Origin of the sequence: Algoriphagus aurantiacus (assembly GCF_035156405.1) — a bacterium.
GTDB lineage: Bacteria > Bacteroidota > Bacteroidia > Cytophagales > Cyclobacteriaceae > Algoriphagus > Algoriphagus aurantiacus.
In genome coordinates, this window is the sequence record NZ_JAXRUT010000004.1 from 133,725 (window position 1) to 150,574 (window position 16,850).

The window sequence follows — 16,850 nt, forward strand, 5'->3', positions numbered from 1 at the left end:
TAACAGGCTACCGCCGAAATAATTACCCAAACTCATGCACTTGAAGTCTCTCGAACTCTTACAATTCAAAAATCATGAGAAGACTCGACTTCAATTTTCCAGCGAGATCAATTGCTTTGTGGGATTGAATGGGAGTGGAAAAACCAACGTACTGGACGGAATTCATTACCTGTCTTTGACCAAAAGCGCGGTGCAGTCTAGCGATAGTCTGAATGTACAGCACGAGAAAGATTTCTTTGCGATTAAAGGTCAGTTTGAACTGGCAGAAGCAAAGTCACTGGAAGTGAGATGCACAGTAGAGTTGGGGAAGAAGAAGCAGATCTATCAAAATGGTAAGGCGCTCTCCAAAACTTCTGAGCATGTAGGGCTTATTCCTCTGGTATTAATTGCTCCAGATGATACTGAGCTGATCAAAGGAGGAAGCGAGGGACGAAGAAAGTTTTTTGATGGGCTGATATCTCAGCTTGATCATTCTTACTTGGATCAGTTGATTCGATATCATCATTTTCTCAAGCAGAGAAATGCTTTGCTAAAGAAATTTGCTGAGACCGGCAGAAGGGATCTGACACTCTTAGATAATTACGATACTGAGCTGATTGAACTCAGCTTGAGACTAGCCACTCGGAGGAATGAGCTATTGACAGAAATGGCACCTTTATTACAGAGTCACTACTCCGAAATTTCTCAAGGGCAAGAATTAGTCAGCGTGATATACGAAACAGAGGCTTTACGTGAGGACTTCGCGGACTATTTTAAAAGCCTTCGGAAAAAGGACATGATAACCAAGAATAGTAATGCTGGCATTCACAAGGATGATTTTGGCTTTATGATAGGGGAGCACCCTATCCGTAAAATTGGTAGCCAAGGACAACAGAAATCCTACATAATTGCACTCAAATTGGCGCAGTTTCAGATTTTTGAACAGGATAGAGGGGAAAAGCCACTATTGCTATTAGATGATATCTTTGATAAGCTCGATGATTTGAGAATTGCACAATTGATAAAACTAATCTCTCAACATGCGTTTGGGCAGATATTTCTAACAGATGCCAGACCCGAACGGTCAAGAAAGATTTTAGCTGATCTGGATGCTGAGGTTTCTTTCTTTTCCATAAAAGAAGGACTTCTTAGTCAGGATGATGTTTAACTAAAAAGAGGAGCTCCGGCTCCTCTTATCTTATTTCCAAAGATCAGCTGGATAATCTCCAGCGTCATGTAATTTTTTCAGGGAATCGATCACTACAGGTTTGTCTTCAGTGTACGTGACTCCAAACCAGATTTTTCCACCTTCTAATATTTCAAATGCTGCTTCATCAGCTTGAATTAGATTGTTAGCGACAGTTGGGATGTAGAATTCAGACTTGAGATTATCGAGGTTTGCGGGAAGAAACTCATTCCACATTTTTTCGATAGCTGCAAAAACATCTTGGTGGAATCCCCAGAAGTTCATGCTTACTGGAGTGTCTTCAGCTATTTCCAAAACTTCACCTTCTCCTTTGCTAACTATTTTGTTACCTTCTCTTGCGATAGATGTTCTTTCTACCATTCCGATTAGGTGGCCATTTTCATTGGTTTCGCAAACGCCGCGGCTGACGGTGCCATTTTCAGAAAGCACATTCTGAATAGCATAGCCTACCATTGCATGAAGATCTGGTTTAACCTCTGAGGTTAGAAATTTACCTATTGCATCAAAAGCTTCCTTTCCATAAAAATCATCTGCATTGATCACAGCGAAAGGTTCTTTGATCGCATCTTTTGCACATAGTACAGCATGTGCAGTACCGAAAGGCTTTTTGCGCTCTGCTTGCTTCAATTCAGCGGGAACAAAGCTGTCCAGCGATTGAATCACAATGTCAACTTCGATTTTGCCTTCAAGTTTTGGTAGAAATTTTTCTTTGGCTACATCGAGAATTTCTTCTCGTACGATAAATACTACTTTGCCGAATCCGGCTCTGATTGCATCAAAAATTGAATATTCAAGAATTGTCTCTCCGCTAGGACCAAATCCATCGATTTGTTTATTCCCGCCATAGCGGCTTCCCATGCCTGCTGCAAGTACTAATAAGGTTGGTTTCTGGTTCATAGTAGGTTCTTAAAACGATGGCAAAATTAAGTGTTTATGTCAGGGGGACAAGTGGATTTAAGTGTTTCGTAAAAAGTGATAGGTTTTACATTGAACCATGATTTAAATAATCGAAAGCTTCTTCAATAGATAATAGATGTTTTACTATCTATTTTATTTCGAAATCACATAAAAAAACGAATATGTAGGCAAATCATTACCCTTACTATGCTTTTTATTTAATTTTCTGTTTAGTTTTATGCCATAAATTTAAAAAACCATTAGACCCATTGAAAAAATGAAAAAAATTGAAGCGATTATCAGGACTTCCCGCTTTGACCAGATCCACGCCTGTGTAGCTGGACTGGGGGTGAAGTTTCTCACCTTTTACGAAGTAAAAGGAATGGGCTTGGAGCATGCCAGGCTTGAGATGTACCGTGGTGTTCCTTACGAGCCCGCTTATATCCCTAGGACCAAGATTGAAATCGTTACAGTAGAGGAACTGGTAGAACCTGTGATCAACTGTATTCTTGCAGAAGGAAAGACAGGTCAGGTTGGTGACGGAAAAATCTTCGTCTATGATGTGCTCGATGCCTACCGAATCAGAAACAGCGATACTGGAGAGCAAGCACTTTAATTTTATTCATTCATCCACCGAACCTATTATATCAAATGCAAGACTTATTTACCGTCAATAACTTATGGATGATGATCGCCACTACCATGGTTTTCATCATGCACTTGGGTTTTGCCAGCTTGGAAGCTGGACTTACCCGTTCTAAAAACACCGTTAACATCTTGTTCAAAAACACAATAATCCCGGCAATTGGACTTTTAACTTATGCTTTTGTTGGATTCAACCTGATGTATCCAGGAGCAGAATATGCCGGATCATTCTTTGGATTTGCAGGGTTTGGACTTACACTTCCAGACGGTTGGGATACCAGCAACTACAACGCGGGCTATACCTACTTTACAGATTTTATCTTCCAAGCCATGTTTGCAGCTACAGCGGCTACGATTGTGTCTGGAGCAGTGGCTGAGCGTGTGAAACTTGGGCCATTTATCTTTTTCTCTTTTCTCTATGTAGGAATTTGTTATCCGATCGTAGGGATGTGGAAATGGGGTGGAGGATTTCTTAATACACTAGAAACGCCATTTTATGATTTTGCCGGATCCACGATTGTACACTCTGTAGGTGGCTGGGGAGCTTTGGTAGGTGCTGCACTTTTAGGGCCAAGAATTGGCAAATATACTTCGCGGGGTATGACAGCGATTCCAGGTCATAGCATTCCATTAGCCACCTTAGGCGTGTTTTTATTGTGGTTTGGATGGTTTGGTTTCAACGGCGGATCAGTGCTTAGCGCCGATCCAGGATTGGTGTCCAAAGTTTTTGTGACTACTTCGATGGCTGCTGCTGCTGGAGCTTTTGGGGCACTGATCGTTTCTTACTTGATGTTCAAGACATACGATATCACTATGGTGTTAAATGGTATTTTGGCTGGCCTTGTTGGAATCACTGCAGGCGCTGATCAAATGGGAGTTAATTCCTCGATTATCATTGGACTGATCGGTGGTGGGTTGATCGTTTTGGCAGTTGTTTTCTTTGATAAAATCAAAGTAGATGATCCTGTAGGTGCGATTTCAGTTCACTTGGTCGGAGGTATCTGGGGTACTTTGGCAGTTGGCATCTTCGGAGATTTGGCTAGTGTAAGTCAGTTTTTCTCACAATTGATTGGCGTCGCTGCGGTAGGCTTGTTTTGTTTGGTTTTTGCCGGAGCCATTTTTTTCGTCCTGAAAAAAACCATAGGCATCAGAGTAGATGAAGCAGAAGAGACGGAAGGCTTGGATATCAATGAGCACAGCATGCGTGCATATCCAGACTTTGCAACAAAAGATTAACTATAGAATACCACTACCATAAATGAAAAAGCCCCGTTCCAAAATTTTGGACGGGGCTTTAATTTATAATGCTGGTTCAAAATATCTTATGAGAATTACATGATGGACTTTACCAAACATGAGGTAACACCAATCCTTGAATTCCTGAATTTCTGTGGGTGAAATTAACCTCAATCCTTTTCTCAGCTCTCGTTCAAATAAATATTTTGAAAAGCTGACCTTTTGTAAGATAGTCTTCACATATTCGATCATAGTCTAAAGAGTTTAAGGTTTTAACTGATTTTAAGTTTCAATACGGAGGCATTTGTCTATATGTTGCGTTATTTTAGAAATCAAATAGTAGAATATTCCCTATTTTCGCAACCATGATTAAAACGCTTGCCCGATTCATTTTCGTATGTAGCCTTTTCCTTATTTCAGGAATGGCTATAGCTCAGGATGTTCAAATTGAGCTTGGTCCTGCTGAGATCGGTTTGAATGAAACTTTCACAATTAAAGTAACACTTAGCAACGAAAAAATCAAATCCTACGATCAGTTTCCTGAAATCCCAAGTTTTCAAAAACAAGGAATCTCCCAGTCTTCTTCGATGAACCTCATCAATGGTCAAATGAGTAGTTCTAATAGTATCATCCAATACTACAAACCAAGTAGAAAGGGTGACTTTACGCTGCCTTCTTTTGAGCTTAACATCAATGGTCAAGCCTATTCTTCCAATGGAAAAAAAATAACAGTAGGAGATGCAGCAAATGCAATTAGTGGACGTGGCTCTGCTACTGATCCCTTTGCGGATTTCTTCGGACGGTCAGCAGTAGAGGATCCAGAGTATATAGAGCTGGAAGATGATGCTTTTTTCTCGGTGTCTGTGGACAAAGAAGAGGTTTATCAAGGCGAAGGATTCAACATTAGTTTGGCTTTTTATATGTCTGAATCCAATCAAGCTCAGTTTAATTTTCATGAGCCGGGCAGGCAACTAGATGATATTTTAAAGGCAATAAAGCCTACAAATGCATGGGAGGAAAATTTCAACATCAGCAATATTGATCGTGAACTAGTTACGATCAATGGAAAAAGATGGTCGAGGTTTAAAGTATATGAGGCTACCTTTTTTCCTTTTTCCGAAGGAGAAATAGTCATCCCAAGAATTCCTTGGGAAATGATCAAATATAAAATTGCTAAAAACCCGACTTTTTTTGGGGCAAATAGACAGGAGGACTTCAAGACCTTCTACTCCAGTCCAAAGACAATAATAGTCAAGCCACTTCCGCCTCATCCATTAAAGAATGAAGTGAGCGTAGGGCAGTTTCAGATTAGAGAAAACATCTCAACTATTGAAGTAGAAACAGGACAGGGTTTTGACTATAACTTTGGAATAAGTGGTGTAGGAAATATCAATGCGATCTCAGCACCAAAAAGAATACCTACGGCCAATCTGAACACCTATGATCCAAACGTCCGCCAGCAGATCAATCGAGGATATGGAAGAGTTTCCGGTATAAAAGAATTCAATTATTACATCACTATTAATGAGGCTAGCGAAGTTGATTTGGGCAAAAACTTTGAATGGGTTTATTTTGATCCAGAGCGGTCGGTTTATGACACGTTGAGACCTCAGGCAAAAATTACCGTAGCAGGTGAGAGTAAGGTCAATCAGGCGATTTCGAGTCAGCGATTAGGCGGACTTTATGATCGAATATCCACAGAAGACAATCAGTTTTTAAACGAGAAATATAAATACTATTTTACGGTCGCAATCAATGTTTTGCTACTCTTAGCAGTGGCATTGCTGGCTGTATTGATAATTAGAAAGAGATAATGGGCAATTCATTTGGAAAGCTATTCAAGATCACCACATTCGGTGAATCACATGGACTAGCTTTAGGGGTTATCATCGAAGGATGCCCAGCAGGACTGAAAATAGACGTGGATAAACTTATAGCAGAAATGCAACGAAGGAAACCAGGTCAGTCCAAGATTACCACTCAGCGTAAGGAAGAAGATGAATTTGAGATCAAATCCGGAGTTTTTGAAGGCGTGACTACAGGCACTCCTATCGGAATTGTGATCAATAATTCAGACCAGAAAAGTAAAGATTATTCTCATATCTCAGATAAATTTCGACCATCCCATGCTGACTTCACTTACTTTGAAAAGTACGGGCTAAGAGATTATCGCGGTGGGGGAAGAAGCTCAGCCAGAGAAACTGCCGCTCGCGTTGTAGCTGGCGCTATTGCAAAGCAGCTATTGGAAACAAAAGGAATTACTATCCAAGCCTATGTCTCCCAAGTTGGTGATTTGAAGTTGGCTAAAAGGTATACTGAATTGGATCTTGCCAAAGCTGAAGAGAATATTGTGAGATGCCCTGATCCTGTGATCGCTGAGGAAATGATAGAATTGATCGATTCGGTAAGAAAAGATCGGGACACTATTGGTGGTGTAGTGAGCTGTGTTATTAAAAATACCCCGGTAGGAATTGGTGAACCTGTATTTGATAGACTGCATGCGGAGCTTGGCAAAGCAATGCTAAGCATCAATGCAGTGAAGGGCTTTGAATTTGGAAGTGGATTTGAGGGAGTGAAAATGCGTGGTTCTGAGCACAATGATACTTTTGTTCAACAAGGAGATAAAGTGCGCACTCTGACCAATTATTCCGGTGGAATTCAAGGCGGTATTTCGAATGGAGAAGATATTTATTTCAATGTGGCTTTTAAGCCTGTAGCTACTATTATGACAGATCAAGATTCAGTGAATGAGTCTGGTGAAGCGGTGGTAGTTTCTGGGAAGGGGCGTCATGATCCCTGCGTAGTACCTAGAGCAGTACCGATTGTGGAAGCAATGGCTGCATTGGTCATAGCTGATTATATTTTGTTGTCAAAAAGTAATAAACTGCAAGACTTCTAAACCCATTTATATGTTTAAAAAGATACCCTTACATACCCAAATTATCATCGGACTTGTTCTGGGGTTGATTTTTGGTTTAGTAGTCATTAAGACTTCAATTCCCAATTCCTTCACTATAGATTATATCAAGCCATTTGGTACAATTTTCATTAATGGTTTGAAAATGATTGCTGTGCCATTGGTGCTGGCTTCACTCATTGTAGGAGTTTCTAATTTAGGAGATGTTTCCAAATTGAGCAGGATCGGCGGAAAGACTATAGGAACATATTTAGTCACAACAGTTCTGGCAGTGACCATAGGTTTGGTATTGGTGAATGTTTTTAAGCCAGGCAAAAGTTTACCTCCAGAAACTCGTGAAAATTTAATGAGTCTGTATGAAGGTGATGCAGGTTCCCGAGTTGGTCTGGCAGCGGAATTACAAAAGCAAAGTCCATTGCAGCCTCTTGTGGATATTGTTCCTGAAAATGTATTTAGAGCTACCACTGATAATGCCGCTATGCTGCAAGTGGTGTTTTTCGCCATCTTAGTAGGTATTGCTTTGCTTCAAATCCCAAAGTCAAAGGCTGGTCCTGTGATTGCGTTTTTTGACGGATTGAATGATGTTATTATCCAGATTGTAAACTACATCATGATGATTGCTCCTTACGGGGTGTTTGCCCTGATGGCTTCGCTGATTGTAGAGATTGCAGGAGACAACCCGGATTCTGCAGTTCAGTTATTGATGGCATTGTTGAAATATAGCTTGGTGGTATTAGGAGGGCTATTTACCATGATTTTGGTAGTATATCCTTTGATTTTGATGGCCTTCACCAAAGTGAAATACAAGGATTTTTTCAAGGCGATCAGGCCAGCTCAATTGCTTGCTTTTTCTACAAGTTCAAGTTCTGCTACACTTCCAGTTACCATGAAGCAAGTAGAGGAAGAATTAGGTGTGTCTGAAGAGATTTCCAGCTTTGTATTGCCTTTGGGTGCTACAATTAATATGGACGGAACCAGCCTATACCAAGGTGTTGCAGCGGTGTTTATTGCGCAGGCTTTAGGCATGGAGCTGAGCCTGACTCAGCAGCTAATGATTGTTCTGACTGCGACTCTCGCATCCATAGGTTCTGCTGGAGTTCCTGGAGCCGGACTGATTATGCTGATTATCGTATTGGAATCGATTGGTGTACCTGCTGCTGGTATTGCATTGATTATCGCACCAGATCGTATTTTGGATATGTTCCGAACAGTGGTGAATGTCACCGGGGATGCCACAGTTTGTACGATTGTGGCAAGTACTGAAGGAGAATTGCCGGATGGATTGATAAGAAAATCAAATCCACTGACTCCAAATGAATAAAAAATATTATAAGTAACAAGGTTATCCGCAATGATGCCAATAGCCAAAATTTCTTTGCTCACCCTGTTGGAAGACCGAAGACAGGTGACCGAAGTGGCCTCGATTCTAGAGTTTACCATCTCTTATATTGCTTTTGAACCCCTACTGGCAGAAAAGCAGATATACATGTAGTTTATAAAAACAAAATGGTCCCATCGCAATGTGACAGGACCATTTTTTATTGTAAGGAAAAACTGAAATTTACTTCAGACTTCCTGTCATTTCTTCAGGTTTCACCCATTCAGTGAATTGCTCAGAAGTAAGCAGATTCAAAGAGATTGCTGCTTCTCTTAAACTTGTACCTTCTTTATGTGCTTTCTTGGCAATTGCAGCGGCATTTTCATAGCCGATATGCGGATTCAAAGCTGTCACCAACATCAATGAATTCTCGAGATGTCTCTGGATCATCGCCGTATTTGGGGCTATACCTACCGCGCAGTGATCATTGAATGACACACATGCATCCCCTATCAGACGGGCCGAATTTAGGAAGTTAGAAGCAATCAAAGGCTTGAATACGTTTAATTCAAAGTGACCATTTGAGCCACCGATGGAAATAGCTACATCATTTCCCATCACCTGGGCGGCAACCATAGTCAGGGCTTCCACCTGTGTGGGGTTTACTTTGCCGGGCATAATGGACGACCCAGGTTCGTTTTCGGGAATTAAAATCTCGCCAATTCCTGATCTTGGTCCAGAAGAAAGCATCCGTACATCATTTGCGATTTTCATCAGGGAAACGGCCAATTGCTTTAAAGCACCATGAGATTCTACCATGGCATCATGAGCTGCAAGTGCTTCAAATTTATTTTCCGCAGTCACAAATGGCTGTCCTGAAAGCTCAGCAATCTTTTTGGCTACCAGCTGAGAATATCCTTTAGGAGTATTAAGGCCAGTTCCGACAGCTGTTCCGCCCAAAGCTAATTCTGACAAATGAGCTAAGGTGTTTTTTAGGGCTTTTAAGCCATGATTGAGCTGTGCTACATATCCACTAAACTCTTGACCTAGCGTAAGTGGAGTCGCATCCATAAAGTGTGTACGACCGATTTTTACCACATCCTTGAAAGCTTCAGCTTTTTCGGCTAAGGTATCCCTGAGTTTTTCCACACCAGGAATCGTAGTTTCCATCACCATTTTGTATGCAGCAATGTGCATAGCTGTTGGGTACGTATCATTGGATGACTGAGACTTATTTACATCGTCATTTGGGTGGATTTTCTTTTTAGCATCTTCTAAAGAACCACCAAGGAGTACATGCGCACGGTAAGCGATTACCTCATTGGAGTTCATGTTGGATTGAGTTCCTGATCCAGTTTGCCAGATTACTAGAGGGAATTGATCATCGTGCTTTCCTTCCAAAATCTCATCACATACTCTGCCGATGATATCAGCTTTTTCCTTATCCAAAACACCAAGCTCAGCATTGGTCTGGGCAGCGGCTTTTTTCAAAATAGCGAATGCATAAGTAATCTCTATCGGCATACGGTTTTTCTCGCCACCTATTTTGAAATTGTTAATGGATCTTTGGGTCTGTGCGCCCCAGTATTTGTCAGCAGGCACCTCTACAGGCCCCATGGTGTCTTTTTCTATGCGGATGCTCATATGATATGTTTTATTGAATCTTTTTGTGGCGCTAAATTAAGTCTTAGCGCCATTTATCCCTAAGAATACAAGCCTTAATCCTTCATTTGGAAATCGATCAGCTGGTGAAAAACTTTGCGCGAAGCTTTCACCTGTCTGTTGAAGAAATACATGGCTACGATATAATTGCCTAGGCCAATTATAAAACTAATACTGGCATAGGCGTAATTGGGAAGGAGGAATGAATAGAACGCTGTGAAAGCGAGTAAAATGATAGACCAAAATGCTATGAAAAAAAGTGCTCCAGGGAACAAACGATAATCAATAAACAAAATACACCCTCGGGGAGTAGTTTCGATTTTGCCCAAAATCAGAGGAAGAAATGTGTCAGCTCTGTTCACCACTTTTGAAATTCTAAACCCATTTTGTCCTATCAAACCATTGAAAATAATTCCATCCTTGCTCAGTGATCTTTGGTCCAAATAATTGACTTCTCGAGTCACACGATTCAAATGTCCTAGCACTTCCTCTTTGGAAAGAGCACTGACTAAGGTTTCGCTATCGTAGGGCAAAAGGTTCAAGATTCGTTATTTAACTGCAATACAGGAGATTTCTACATTAACATTTTTGGGAAGCTTACTTACTTCTACTGTTTCTCGGGCTGGAGGGTTCGATTTAAAGTAATGACCGTAGGCTTCGTTGATTGTGCCAAACTCATCCATGTTTTTGATGAAAATGCTACACTTGACAATATCGTTAAAAGTAAAATCAGCTGCTCTAAGAACTGCTTCTAAATTTCTCATTACTGCGTGAGTTTCCTCTGTGATGTTCTCATTGATTAACTCTCCGGTCTCAGCATCCAAGGCAATTTGTCCGGATACATACAGCGTATTCTCAGCCAATATTGCCTGAGAATATGGACCAATTGGTGCTGGAGCCTCTTTTGTGAATATGATTTTGTTCATTTGATTATAATTTTTACACTTTTCACTACTTACCGCATACAAACAATTACTTCATCTTCGCTTCATTCCAATATACATCCATTTCTGCCAAGGTCATCTCACTCAGTTTTTTGCCTGAGTGCTGAGCAGCGGATTCTAAATATTGGAATCTCTTTATGAATTTCTTATTGGTTCTTTCTAGGGCTTCTTCCGGATTGATATCTATAAATCGTGCGTAATTAATCAGAGAAAATAACAAGTCCCCAAATTCTCCGCTAGCTTTTTCGCGGTCGATTTCTGCATCATTGGCCGCGTTAAATTCTTCTTTGAATTCCAGCATTTCCTCTTCTACTTTCTCCCAAACCTGACTTTTTTCTTCCCAGTCAAAACCAACTCCACGGGCTTTTTCCTGAATTCGCATGGCTTTGATCAACGCAGGAAGTGACTTTGGGACGCCACCAAGTACAGATTTGTTTCCTTTTTCTGTAAGCTTTATTTTCTCCCAATTTTGCTTCACAGCTTCTTCGTCTTCAGCCTGGGTATCTCCGTAGATATGGGGATGTCTTCTGATTAGCTTTTCACAAAGCGCATCAATCATCGTTTTCATGTCAAAGTTGCCTTCTTCTGATCCGATTCTTGCATAAAACACGATGTGGAGTAGAATATCTCCCAACTCTTTTTTGATCTCACCTGAATCCCCTTCAAGAATTGCATCAGAAAGTTCAAAAGTTTCCTCTATGGTCAAATGTCTGAGACTTTCTGTCGTTTGTTTTTTATCCCAAGGACATTGCTCCCTGAGCTCATCCATGATAGTTAGTAATTTGTCAAAGGCAGCCAATTTCTCGGCTCGGGTACTCATATTTGTCATGGGTGAGGAAACTATGCTGTAATTAGGAACGTTTTCGAAGTAAAGCCTTAAATTTGCGCAAATTTATCCGTTATGACAACCGTATTTCTAACACTTGGTTTCGTTGCTTTATTCTTCATTTTGATGTCGGTGAGGCTTTTATTCCTTAAAAACGGCGAATTCAAGGGTACCTGTGCCTCCCAAAATCCTTACCTGAATAAAGATGGAGGAACTTGTGGTTATTGTGGAAAAACTGTAGATGCAAGTAGCAGCTGTGGCAATCCAGACAATGAAGTGGACAAGGTTCTAGCTAAATTCAAGTAAAGTGGTCCTGTCAATTGGCAGGATTTATCAGTTTTTAACCTAATCAAATTACTGTACGTGTCACTAATTAAATCAATCTCTGGCATCAGAGGAACGATCGGTGGTAAAGCCGGCAATGGCCTAACACCCATAGATATTGTCAAGTTTGCTTCTGCATATGGAGCATGGGTTCTTGAGCAAACAAACAACCCTAAAGTAATCATCGGCCGAGATGCCCGTCTCTCTGGTGAGATGGTATCTGGATTGGTTTCTGCCACGCTTCAAGGCTTGGGTATCCATGTGATCGACCTGGGTTTGAGTACTACCCCTACTGTAGAATTTGCTGTTCCTTTGGAAAAAGCTGGTGGCGGAATTATCCTTACTGCCAGTCATAATCCTGTCCAGTGGAATGCACTTAAGCTTTTGAATGATAAAGGTGAATTCATTTCAGATGATGAGGGAAAGGCTATTTTAGAGAAAGCTGAAAAAGAGGATTTCTCTTTCGCTGAAGTGAAAAAACTCGGTAGCTATTCTCAAATAAACGATTACATCGAGCGCCATGTGCAGCATGTGCTGGACTTGGAATTGGTAGATGTTGAGGCCATTAAAGCGAGAAATTTCAAAGTTGTAGTGGATGCGGTAAATTCTACGGGAGGCATTGCTGTCCCTATGCTCTTGAGAGCTTTGGGTGTGACAGAGATCGAAGAGATGTACTGCACTCCCGACGGGCATTTCCCTCATAATCCTGAGCCACTTCCTGAGAATTTGAGAGATATCTCCCTGAAATTGGAGCGAGGAAGTTATGATTTAGGTATTGTAGTAGATCCGGATGTGGATCGCTTGGCTTTTATCAATGAAGACGGATCAGCATTTGGAGAAGAATATACTTTAGTAGCAGTAGCCGATTACGTGCTTTCAAAGACTTCTGGAAATACGGTTTCAAATCTGAGCTCTACCCGAGCACTGCGCGATGTGACGGAGAAAAGAGGTGGAGTATATACTGCTGCTGCGGTAGGCGAAGTAAATGTAGTAAATCAGATGAAAGCGGTAGATGCCGTGATTGGAGGCGAAGGTAATGGTGGTATTATCTATCCAACTTCACATTATGGTCGGGATGCTTTAGTTGGGATCGGCTTGTTTTTGACACATTTGGCAAATTTTGGTAAAACAATTTCAAGACTAAGAGCATCTTATCCGAACTACCATATTTCTAAAAATAAAATCGAATTGACTCCGCAGATAGACGTCGATACTATTTTGCTTGAGATAAAGAAAAAGTATAAGAGCCATCCTATCAATGATATAGATGGGGTCAAAATCGAATTTGAAAAGGAATGGGTACATTTGCGAAAGTCAAATACGGAACCCATTATCCGTATTTATTCCGAGTCTGAATCCGAAGCCACGGCTGAGCATTTAGCTAAAAAACTTATTGCAGATATCAAAGAAGTAGTTAACGCTTCTATGATTTGATATACACACAGTAAAGAATATACAACCCAATACTAGTAGAATGAAAGTTTATTTAGACAACGCCGCCACCACAGCGATGGACGATCGGGTGATCGAAGCCATGATTCCATTTATGAGAAATCACTATGGTAACCCTTCTTCTGTCCACAGTTTTGGAAGAGAAGTAAGGACAGCCATAGAGCGGTCTAGAAAGAAGGTGGCTGAGTTACTAAATGCGACACCGGCAGAAATTTTCTTCACCTCAGGTGGTACCGAAGCAGATAATACTGCGATAGTATGCGGGATCGAAAGTCATGGCATTACCCATGCGATTACTTCCCCATTGGAGCATCATGCAGTCCTGCACACCTTAGAAATATGTGAGAAAAAGGGGCATATCAAGCTTAGCATTTTGGATGTGAATGATAGGGGTGAACTGGATATGAATCAGCTTGAAGACTTGCTGAAAGCACATCCAAAAAGCTTAGTTTCTCTGATGCATGCTAATAATGAAATTGGAAACATAAATGATTTGAACCGCATTGGTCCCCTTGCCAAGGAATATGGCGCATTTTTCCATTCCGATACCGTACAGACCATGGGTCACTATGTCCATGACTTGAAATCCCTTCCTATAGATTCAATAGTGGCTGGAGGGCATAAATTTCACGGCCCGAAAGGTTCCGGGTTTCTATATGTGAAAAAGGATAAGAAAATCCATCCATTGATCCATGGTGGAGCACAGGAGAGAAATATGCGTGGAGGTACCGAAAATGTTATCGGGATTATCGGAATCGCAAAAGCGCTGGAAATTGCCTATGAAGACATGGCTGAGCATCAACTTCACGTGGAAGCAATCAAAAAACATTTTCTCCATAGCCTTACCCAAGAAATTCCAGGAGTAGATTTCAATGGACTTTCTGCCGATATGGATAATAGTCTTTACACTGTTTTGAGTGTGAGTTTGCCACCATCGGAAGTCAATAGTGGTATGTTGCTTTTCAATCTTGATCTGGAAGGAATATCAGCTTCTGGTGGATCAGCCTGCAGTTCTGGAGCAACAGTAGGGTCGCATGTACTTAGGGCGATCAAGCATACCCCAGACCGAGATGCCGTCCGATTCTCTTTCAGTCGATTTAACACGATAGAGGAAGTCGATTATACCGTTGGGAAATTAAAAGAATTGTACACTGTGGAAGTATAAGATAAGGAGCTCAAAAGGCTCCTTTTTTATCCTGCTTATTAGCTTCATTTTCCTGTATATCCTATCGCATAGGGAGTCCAAATCTCATAGATGGGATCACCCTTGGAGCTAAGTCCGCTGTGATGCCACTCTCCATCGATAACCTCATAGTTGAAGTCAAGACTAGCGCCTACTCGGCTATCATCTCGGGAAAAGAACGTGATATTTTCAATGTATTTCCCACCTTCTGCAGTATAAGTTCCCCCGCCTGTTCCAGAGAATTCTTTAGTCTCCGAATTAAAAGCTATCCATTGAAATCTGCCTCCGCTCAGGATTTTGACAGTTCTTCTAGCTCCGGGAGTAGATCTTGATATTTCGTCATTTCTTTTTCTGCCCGTGATCACCCAGTTTCCGGTTAGATCGTCTTTCGCATCCGATACTTTTTCCCAGATTTCTACAAGCATTTTTCCATTGATTCTGGCCGAGATTACCATCTTTTCATTTACCCAGTCCAAGGTATAGCGATTTGATGTCCCTACTTGTTCGGGATCCAGTGTAAAAAAATCCAGAGTCTCAACATATTCCCCTTCCTGATAAGTAAAAGGACCGCCACCCGCACCATGGAAATGATTGTCTTCAACACGCTTAGACCCAAAAGCGAAATAATCATCTTGATAGATCTTGATGTATTCCATGTCTTTAACTTCCTGACCATCTTGATGAGTCAGTTTCCATGCCCCATTAAATTCCTGGGCATTCACTATGCCGACTAAGAATATTGCTGAGAAGAAAAGTAGTGTTGATTTCATGATTTCGGGAGAATTTTTACGTCTATTAATCTCAACAAGATTCCGCATAAAACCAATGTAATATTAATGATGTGGCCTATTTTCCTGATGAAAAGTTAAAATTTGCCTCGGTTTAAGTTGAATTTTCCGTATATCGTTTTTTCAAAATTGAATAGGGGGTATGTGAATTGATAATTGGATTTTCTCTCTATTTTTAGTTTTCATTCACCCAATTTTCTACTATGCTAAAGCGCGGAATCCGCAAATGGGATCTGGTTTTCCTGATAATTAATTCTGTGATTGGAGCAGGTATTTTTGGATTACCGGCTAAAGCATTCGCACTTTCGGGGCCTTATTCTTTGCTGGCTTTTGGAGTTTGTGCGGTGGTGATGCTAGTACTGATTCTCGTATTTATGGAAGTAAGTTCTCGCTTCGATAAAACGGGTGGCCCCTATCTCTACGTCAAAGAAGCCTTTGGCAGCATGCCTGCCTTTGCCGTAGGATGGGTTTTGATGTTGACTAGACTATTCAGCTATGCTACACTTGTTAATTTGTTGGTAATTTACATGGCCTTTTTTTCTCCAATTTTTCAAAAGGAATGGATGAGGATAGTCATGATAGTGGGTATAACCGGCGCATTGACAGGGATTAATTTGCTGGGAATAAAGGACTCCACTCGAACCACTAATATTCTTACGATTTCCAAGCTGGTACCCTTGACTCTTTTTATTGTGGTAGGGCTTTTCTTTTTGAATTCAGATGCATTTGATTTTAGTTCTCCACCAGCGATGCCTGAATTTGCTAATTCAGCTTTACTTTTGATTTTCGCCTTTGGTGGTTTTGAAGCGGGTTTGGTGATTTCCGGTGAAGTTGTAAATCCTCGTAAAAACCTTCCTTTTGCCCTTATGACAGGAGCACTTATTATTACGGTTTTCTATGTATTGATTCAAGTGGTAGCCATTGGGACCCTTCCTGAGTTAGCTACTTCTGATAAACCTCTTGCCGATGCCGCTTCTCGAATCATGGGCTATGGCGGAGGATTGTTTATTACCATAGGTGCGATAGTGTCTATTTTAGGGACACTGAATGTACAGATCCTCAGCGGCTCAAGGTTACCTTTTGCATTAAGTGAGTCTCAGCAATTCCCCAAACTATTCTCCTTCATACATCCACGATTCCACACACCTTCTGTTTCAGTTATATTTTTTGCCCTTCTGATCATTATCGTGGCCACGGTCTGGGATTTTATGGGGTCACTCGCTATTTCTGTGATTGCCCGATTGCTGATTTACTTACTGGTCTGTGGTGCATTGATTCGCTTGCGCAAAAGTCAGCCCAACGCAGATTATTATAAATTAAAGTTCGGAATTCCACTTGCAATCGCTGGAATAGCCGCCACCGTTTGGCTTCTCAGTAGTACCCAAATGGAAGAAATCACGGACATGGCACTTTGGACTGCCTTGGGATTCGTGATATATGGAGTTCATAAGATTTTTTCCAAAAAGTAGAAA

At 41.1% G+C, this 16,850-nt stretch carries 17 protein-coding genes; 11 read left to right on the forward strand and 6 right to left on the reverse strand.

Annotated elements, in window-relative coordinates; all coding sequences use genetic code 11:
• Positions 1-34 precede the first annotated feature (34 nt).
• Complete coding sequence (gene recF, locus SYJ56_RS05750) at positions 35-1,147, forward strand: DNA replication/repair protein RecF (RefSeq protein ID WP_323832685.1); 1,113 nt, start codon at positions 35-37, stop codon at positions 1,145-1,147.
• A 30-nt stretch (positions 1,148-1,177) separates the two neighbouring features.
• Here recF and SYJ56_RS05755 read toward each other — a convergent pair whose 3' ends face one another.
• Positions 1,178-2,083, reverse strand: coding sequence for a nucleotidyltransferase family protein (locus SYJ56_RS05755; protein WP_323832686.1), 906 nt, complete (start codon positions 2,081-2,083; stop codon positions 1,178-1,180).
• A 277-nt stretch (positions 2,084-2,360) separates the two neighbouring features.
• Here SYJ56_RS05755 and SYJ56_RS05760 point away from each other — a divergent pair, with 277 nt between their 5' ends.
• The 6 genes from SYJ56_RS05760 to SYJ56_RS05785 all read left to right on the forward strand — a co-directional run bounded on the left by SYJ56_RS05760 (position 2,361) and on the right by SYJ56_RS05785 (position 8,373).
• Complete coding sequence (locus SYJ56_RS05760; RefSeq protein WP_323832687.1) at positions 2,361-2,699, forward strand: P-II family nitrogen regulator; 339 nt, start codon at positions 2,361-2,363, stop codon at positions 2,697-2,699.
• Between the two features lie 35 nt (positions 2,700-2,734).
• On the forward strand, positions 2,735-3,964 hold the full coding sequence (locus tag SYJ56_RS05765) for an ammonium transporter (RefSeq protein WP_323832688.1): 1,230 nt from the start codon (positions 2,735-2,737) through the stop codon (positions 3,962-3,964).
• Between the two features lie 365 nt (positions 3,965-4,329).
• Complete coding sequence (locus SYJ56_RS05770) at positions 4,330-5,778, forward strand: BatD family protein (RefSeq protein ID WP_323832689.1); 1,449 nt, start codon at positions 4,330-4,332, stop codon at positions 5,776-5,778.
• Entirely contained in the window at positions 5,778-6,863 is a 1,086-nt protein-coding gene (gene aroC / locus SYJ56_RS05775) for a chorismate synthase (protein ID WP_323832690.1), read from the forward strand. The genes SYJ56_RS05770 and aroC overlap by 1 nt, the downstream gene beginning before the upstream one ends.
• 10 nt (positions 6,864-6,873) lie before the next feature.
• Complete coding sequence (locus tag SYJ56_RS05780) at positions 6,874-8,202, forward strand: dicarboxylate/amino acid:cation symporter (RefSeq protein ID WP_323832691.1); 1,329 nt, start codon at positions 6,874-6,876, stop codon at positions 8,200-8,202.
• Between the two features lie 30 nt (positions 8,203-8,232).
• A complete protein-coding gene (locus SYJ56_RS05785) occupies positions 8,233-8,373 on the forward strand; it encodes a hypothetical protein (RefSeq protein ID WP_323832692.1) in 141 nt (46 codons plus the stop codon).
• Between the two features lie 69 nt (positions 8,374-8,442).
• Here SYJ56_RS05785 and fumC read toward each other — a convergent pair whose 3' ends face one another.
• The 4 genes from fumC to mazG all read right to left on the reverse strand — a co-directional run bounded on the left by fumC (position 8,443) and on the right by mazG (position 11,634).
• Positions 8,443-9,843, reverse strand: a complete 1,401-nt coding sequence (gene fumC, locus SYJ56_RS05790) for a class II fumarate hydratase (RefSeq protein WP_323832693.1) — start codon at positions 9,841-9,843, stop codon at positions 8,443-8,445.
• A gap of 74 nt (positions 9,844-9,917) precedes the next feature.
• Complete coding sequence (locus tag SYJ56_RS05795) at positions 9,918-10,403, reverse strand: hypothetical protein (RefSeq protein ID WP_323832694.1); 486 nt, start codon at positions 10,401-10,403, stop codon at positions 9,918-9,920.
• 6 nt (positions 10,404-10,409) lie between these two features.
• Positions 10,410-10,787 (reverse strand): RidA family protein, encoded by a 378-nt coding sequence (locus SYJ56_RS05800; RefSeq protein ID WP_323832695.1) that lies wholly within the window; start codon positions 10,785-10,787, stop codon positions 10,410-10,412.
• 46 nt (positions 10,788-10,833) lie between these two features.
• On the reverse strand, positions 10,834-11,634 hold the full coding sequence (gene mazG / locus SYJ56_RS05805) for a nucleoside triphosphate pyrophosphohydrolase (protein WP_323832696.1): 801 nt from the start codon (positions 11,632-11,634) through the stop codon (positions 10,834-10,836).
• A gap of 72 nt (positions 11,635-11,706) precedes the next feature.
• Here mazG and SYJ56_RS05810 point away from each other — a divergent pair, with 72 nt between their 5' ends.
• From SYJ56_RS05810 to SYJ56_RS05820, 3 genes are read left to right on the forward strand one after another with little or no spacing between them, the layout of a single operon-like run.
• Positions 11,707-11,937, forward strand: a complete 231-nt coding sequence (locus tag SYJ56_RS05810; RefSeq protein WP_323832697.1) for a hypothetical protein — start codon at positions 11,707-11,709, stop codon at positions 11,935-11,937.
• 57 nt (positions 11,938-11,994) lie between these two features.
• Positions 11,995-13,389 (forward strand): phosphoglucosamine mutase, encoded by a 1,395-nt coding sequence (glmM, locus tag SYJ56_RS05815; protein WP_323832698.1) that lies wholly within the window; start codon positions 11,995-11,997, stop codon positions 13,387-13,389.
• 40 nt (positions 13,390-13,429) lie between these two features.
• Complete coding sequence (locus SYJ56_RS05820) at positions 13,430-14,572, forward strand: cysteine desulfurase family protein (protein ID WP_323832699.1); 1,143 nt, start codon at positions 13,430-13,432, stop codon at positions 14,570-14,572.
• A 44-nt stretch (positions 14,573-14,616) separates the two neighbouring features.
• On the opposite strand, the gene SYJ56_RS05825 is transcribed toward SYJ56_RS05820, so the two are convergent.
• Positions 14,617-15,360, reverse strand: a complete 744-nt coding sequence (locus SYJ56_RS05825; RefSeq protein ID WP_323832700.1) for a hypothetical protein — start codon at positions 15,358-15,360, stop codon at positions 14,617-14,619.
• A gap of 221 nt (positions 15,361-15,581) precedes the next feature.
• On the opposite strand from SYJ56_RS05825, the gene SYJ56_RS05830 reads away from it, so the two are divergent.
• The gene (locus SYJ56_RS05830; protein ID WP_323832701.1) at positions 15,582-16,847 is read left to right on the forward strand and encodes an APC family permease; all 1,266 of its coding nucleotides are present in this window, start codon (positions 15,582-15,584) and stop codon (positions 16,845-16,847) included.
• Positions 16,848-16,850 lie beyond the last annotated feature (3 nt).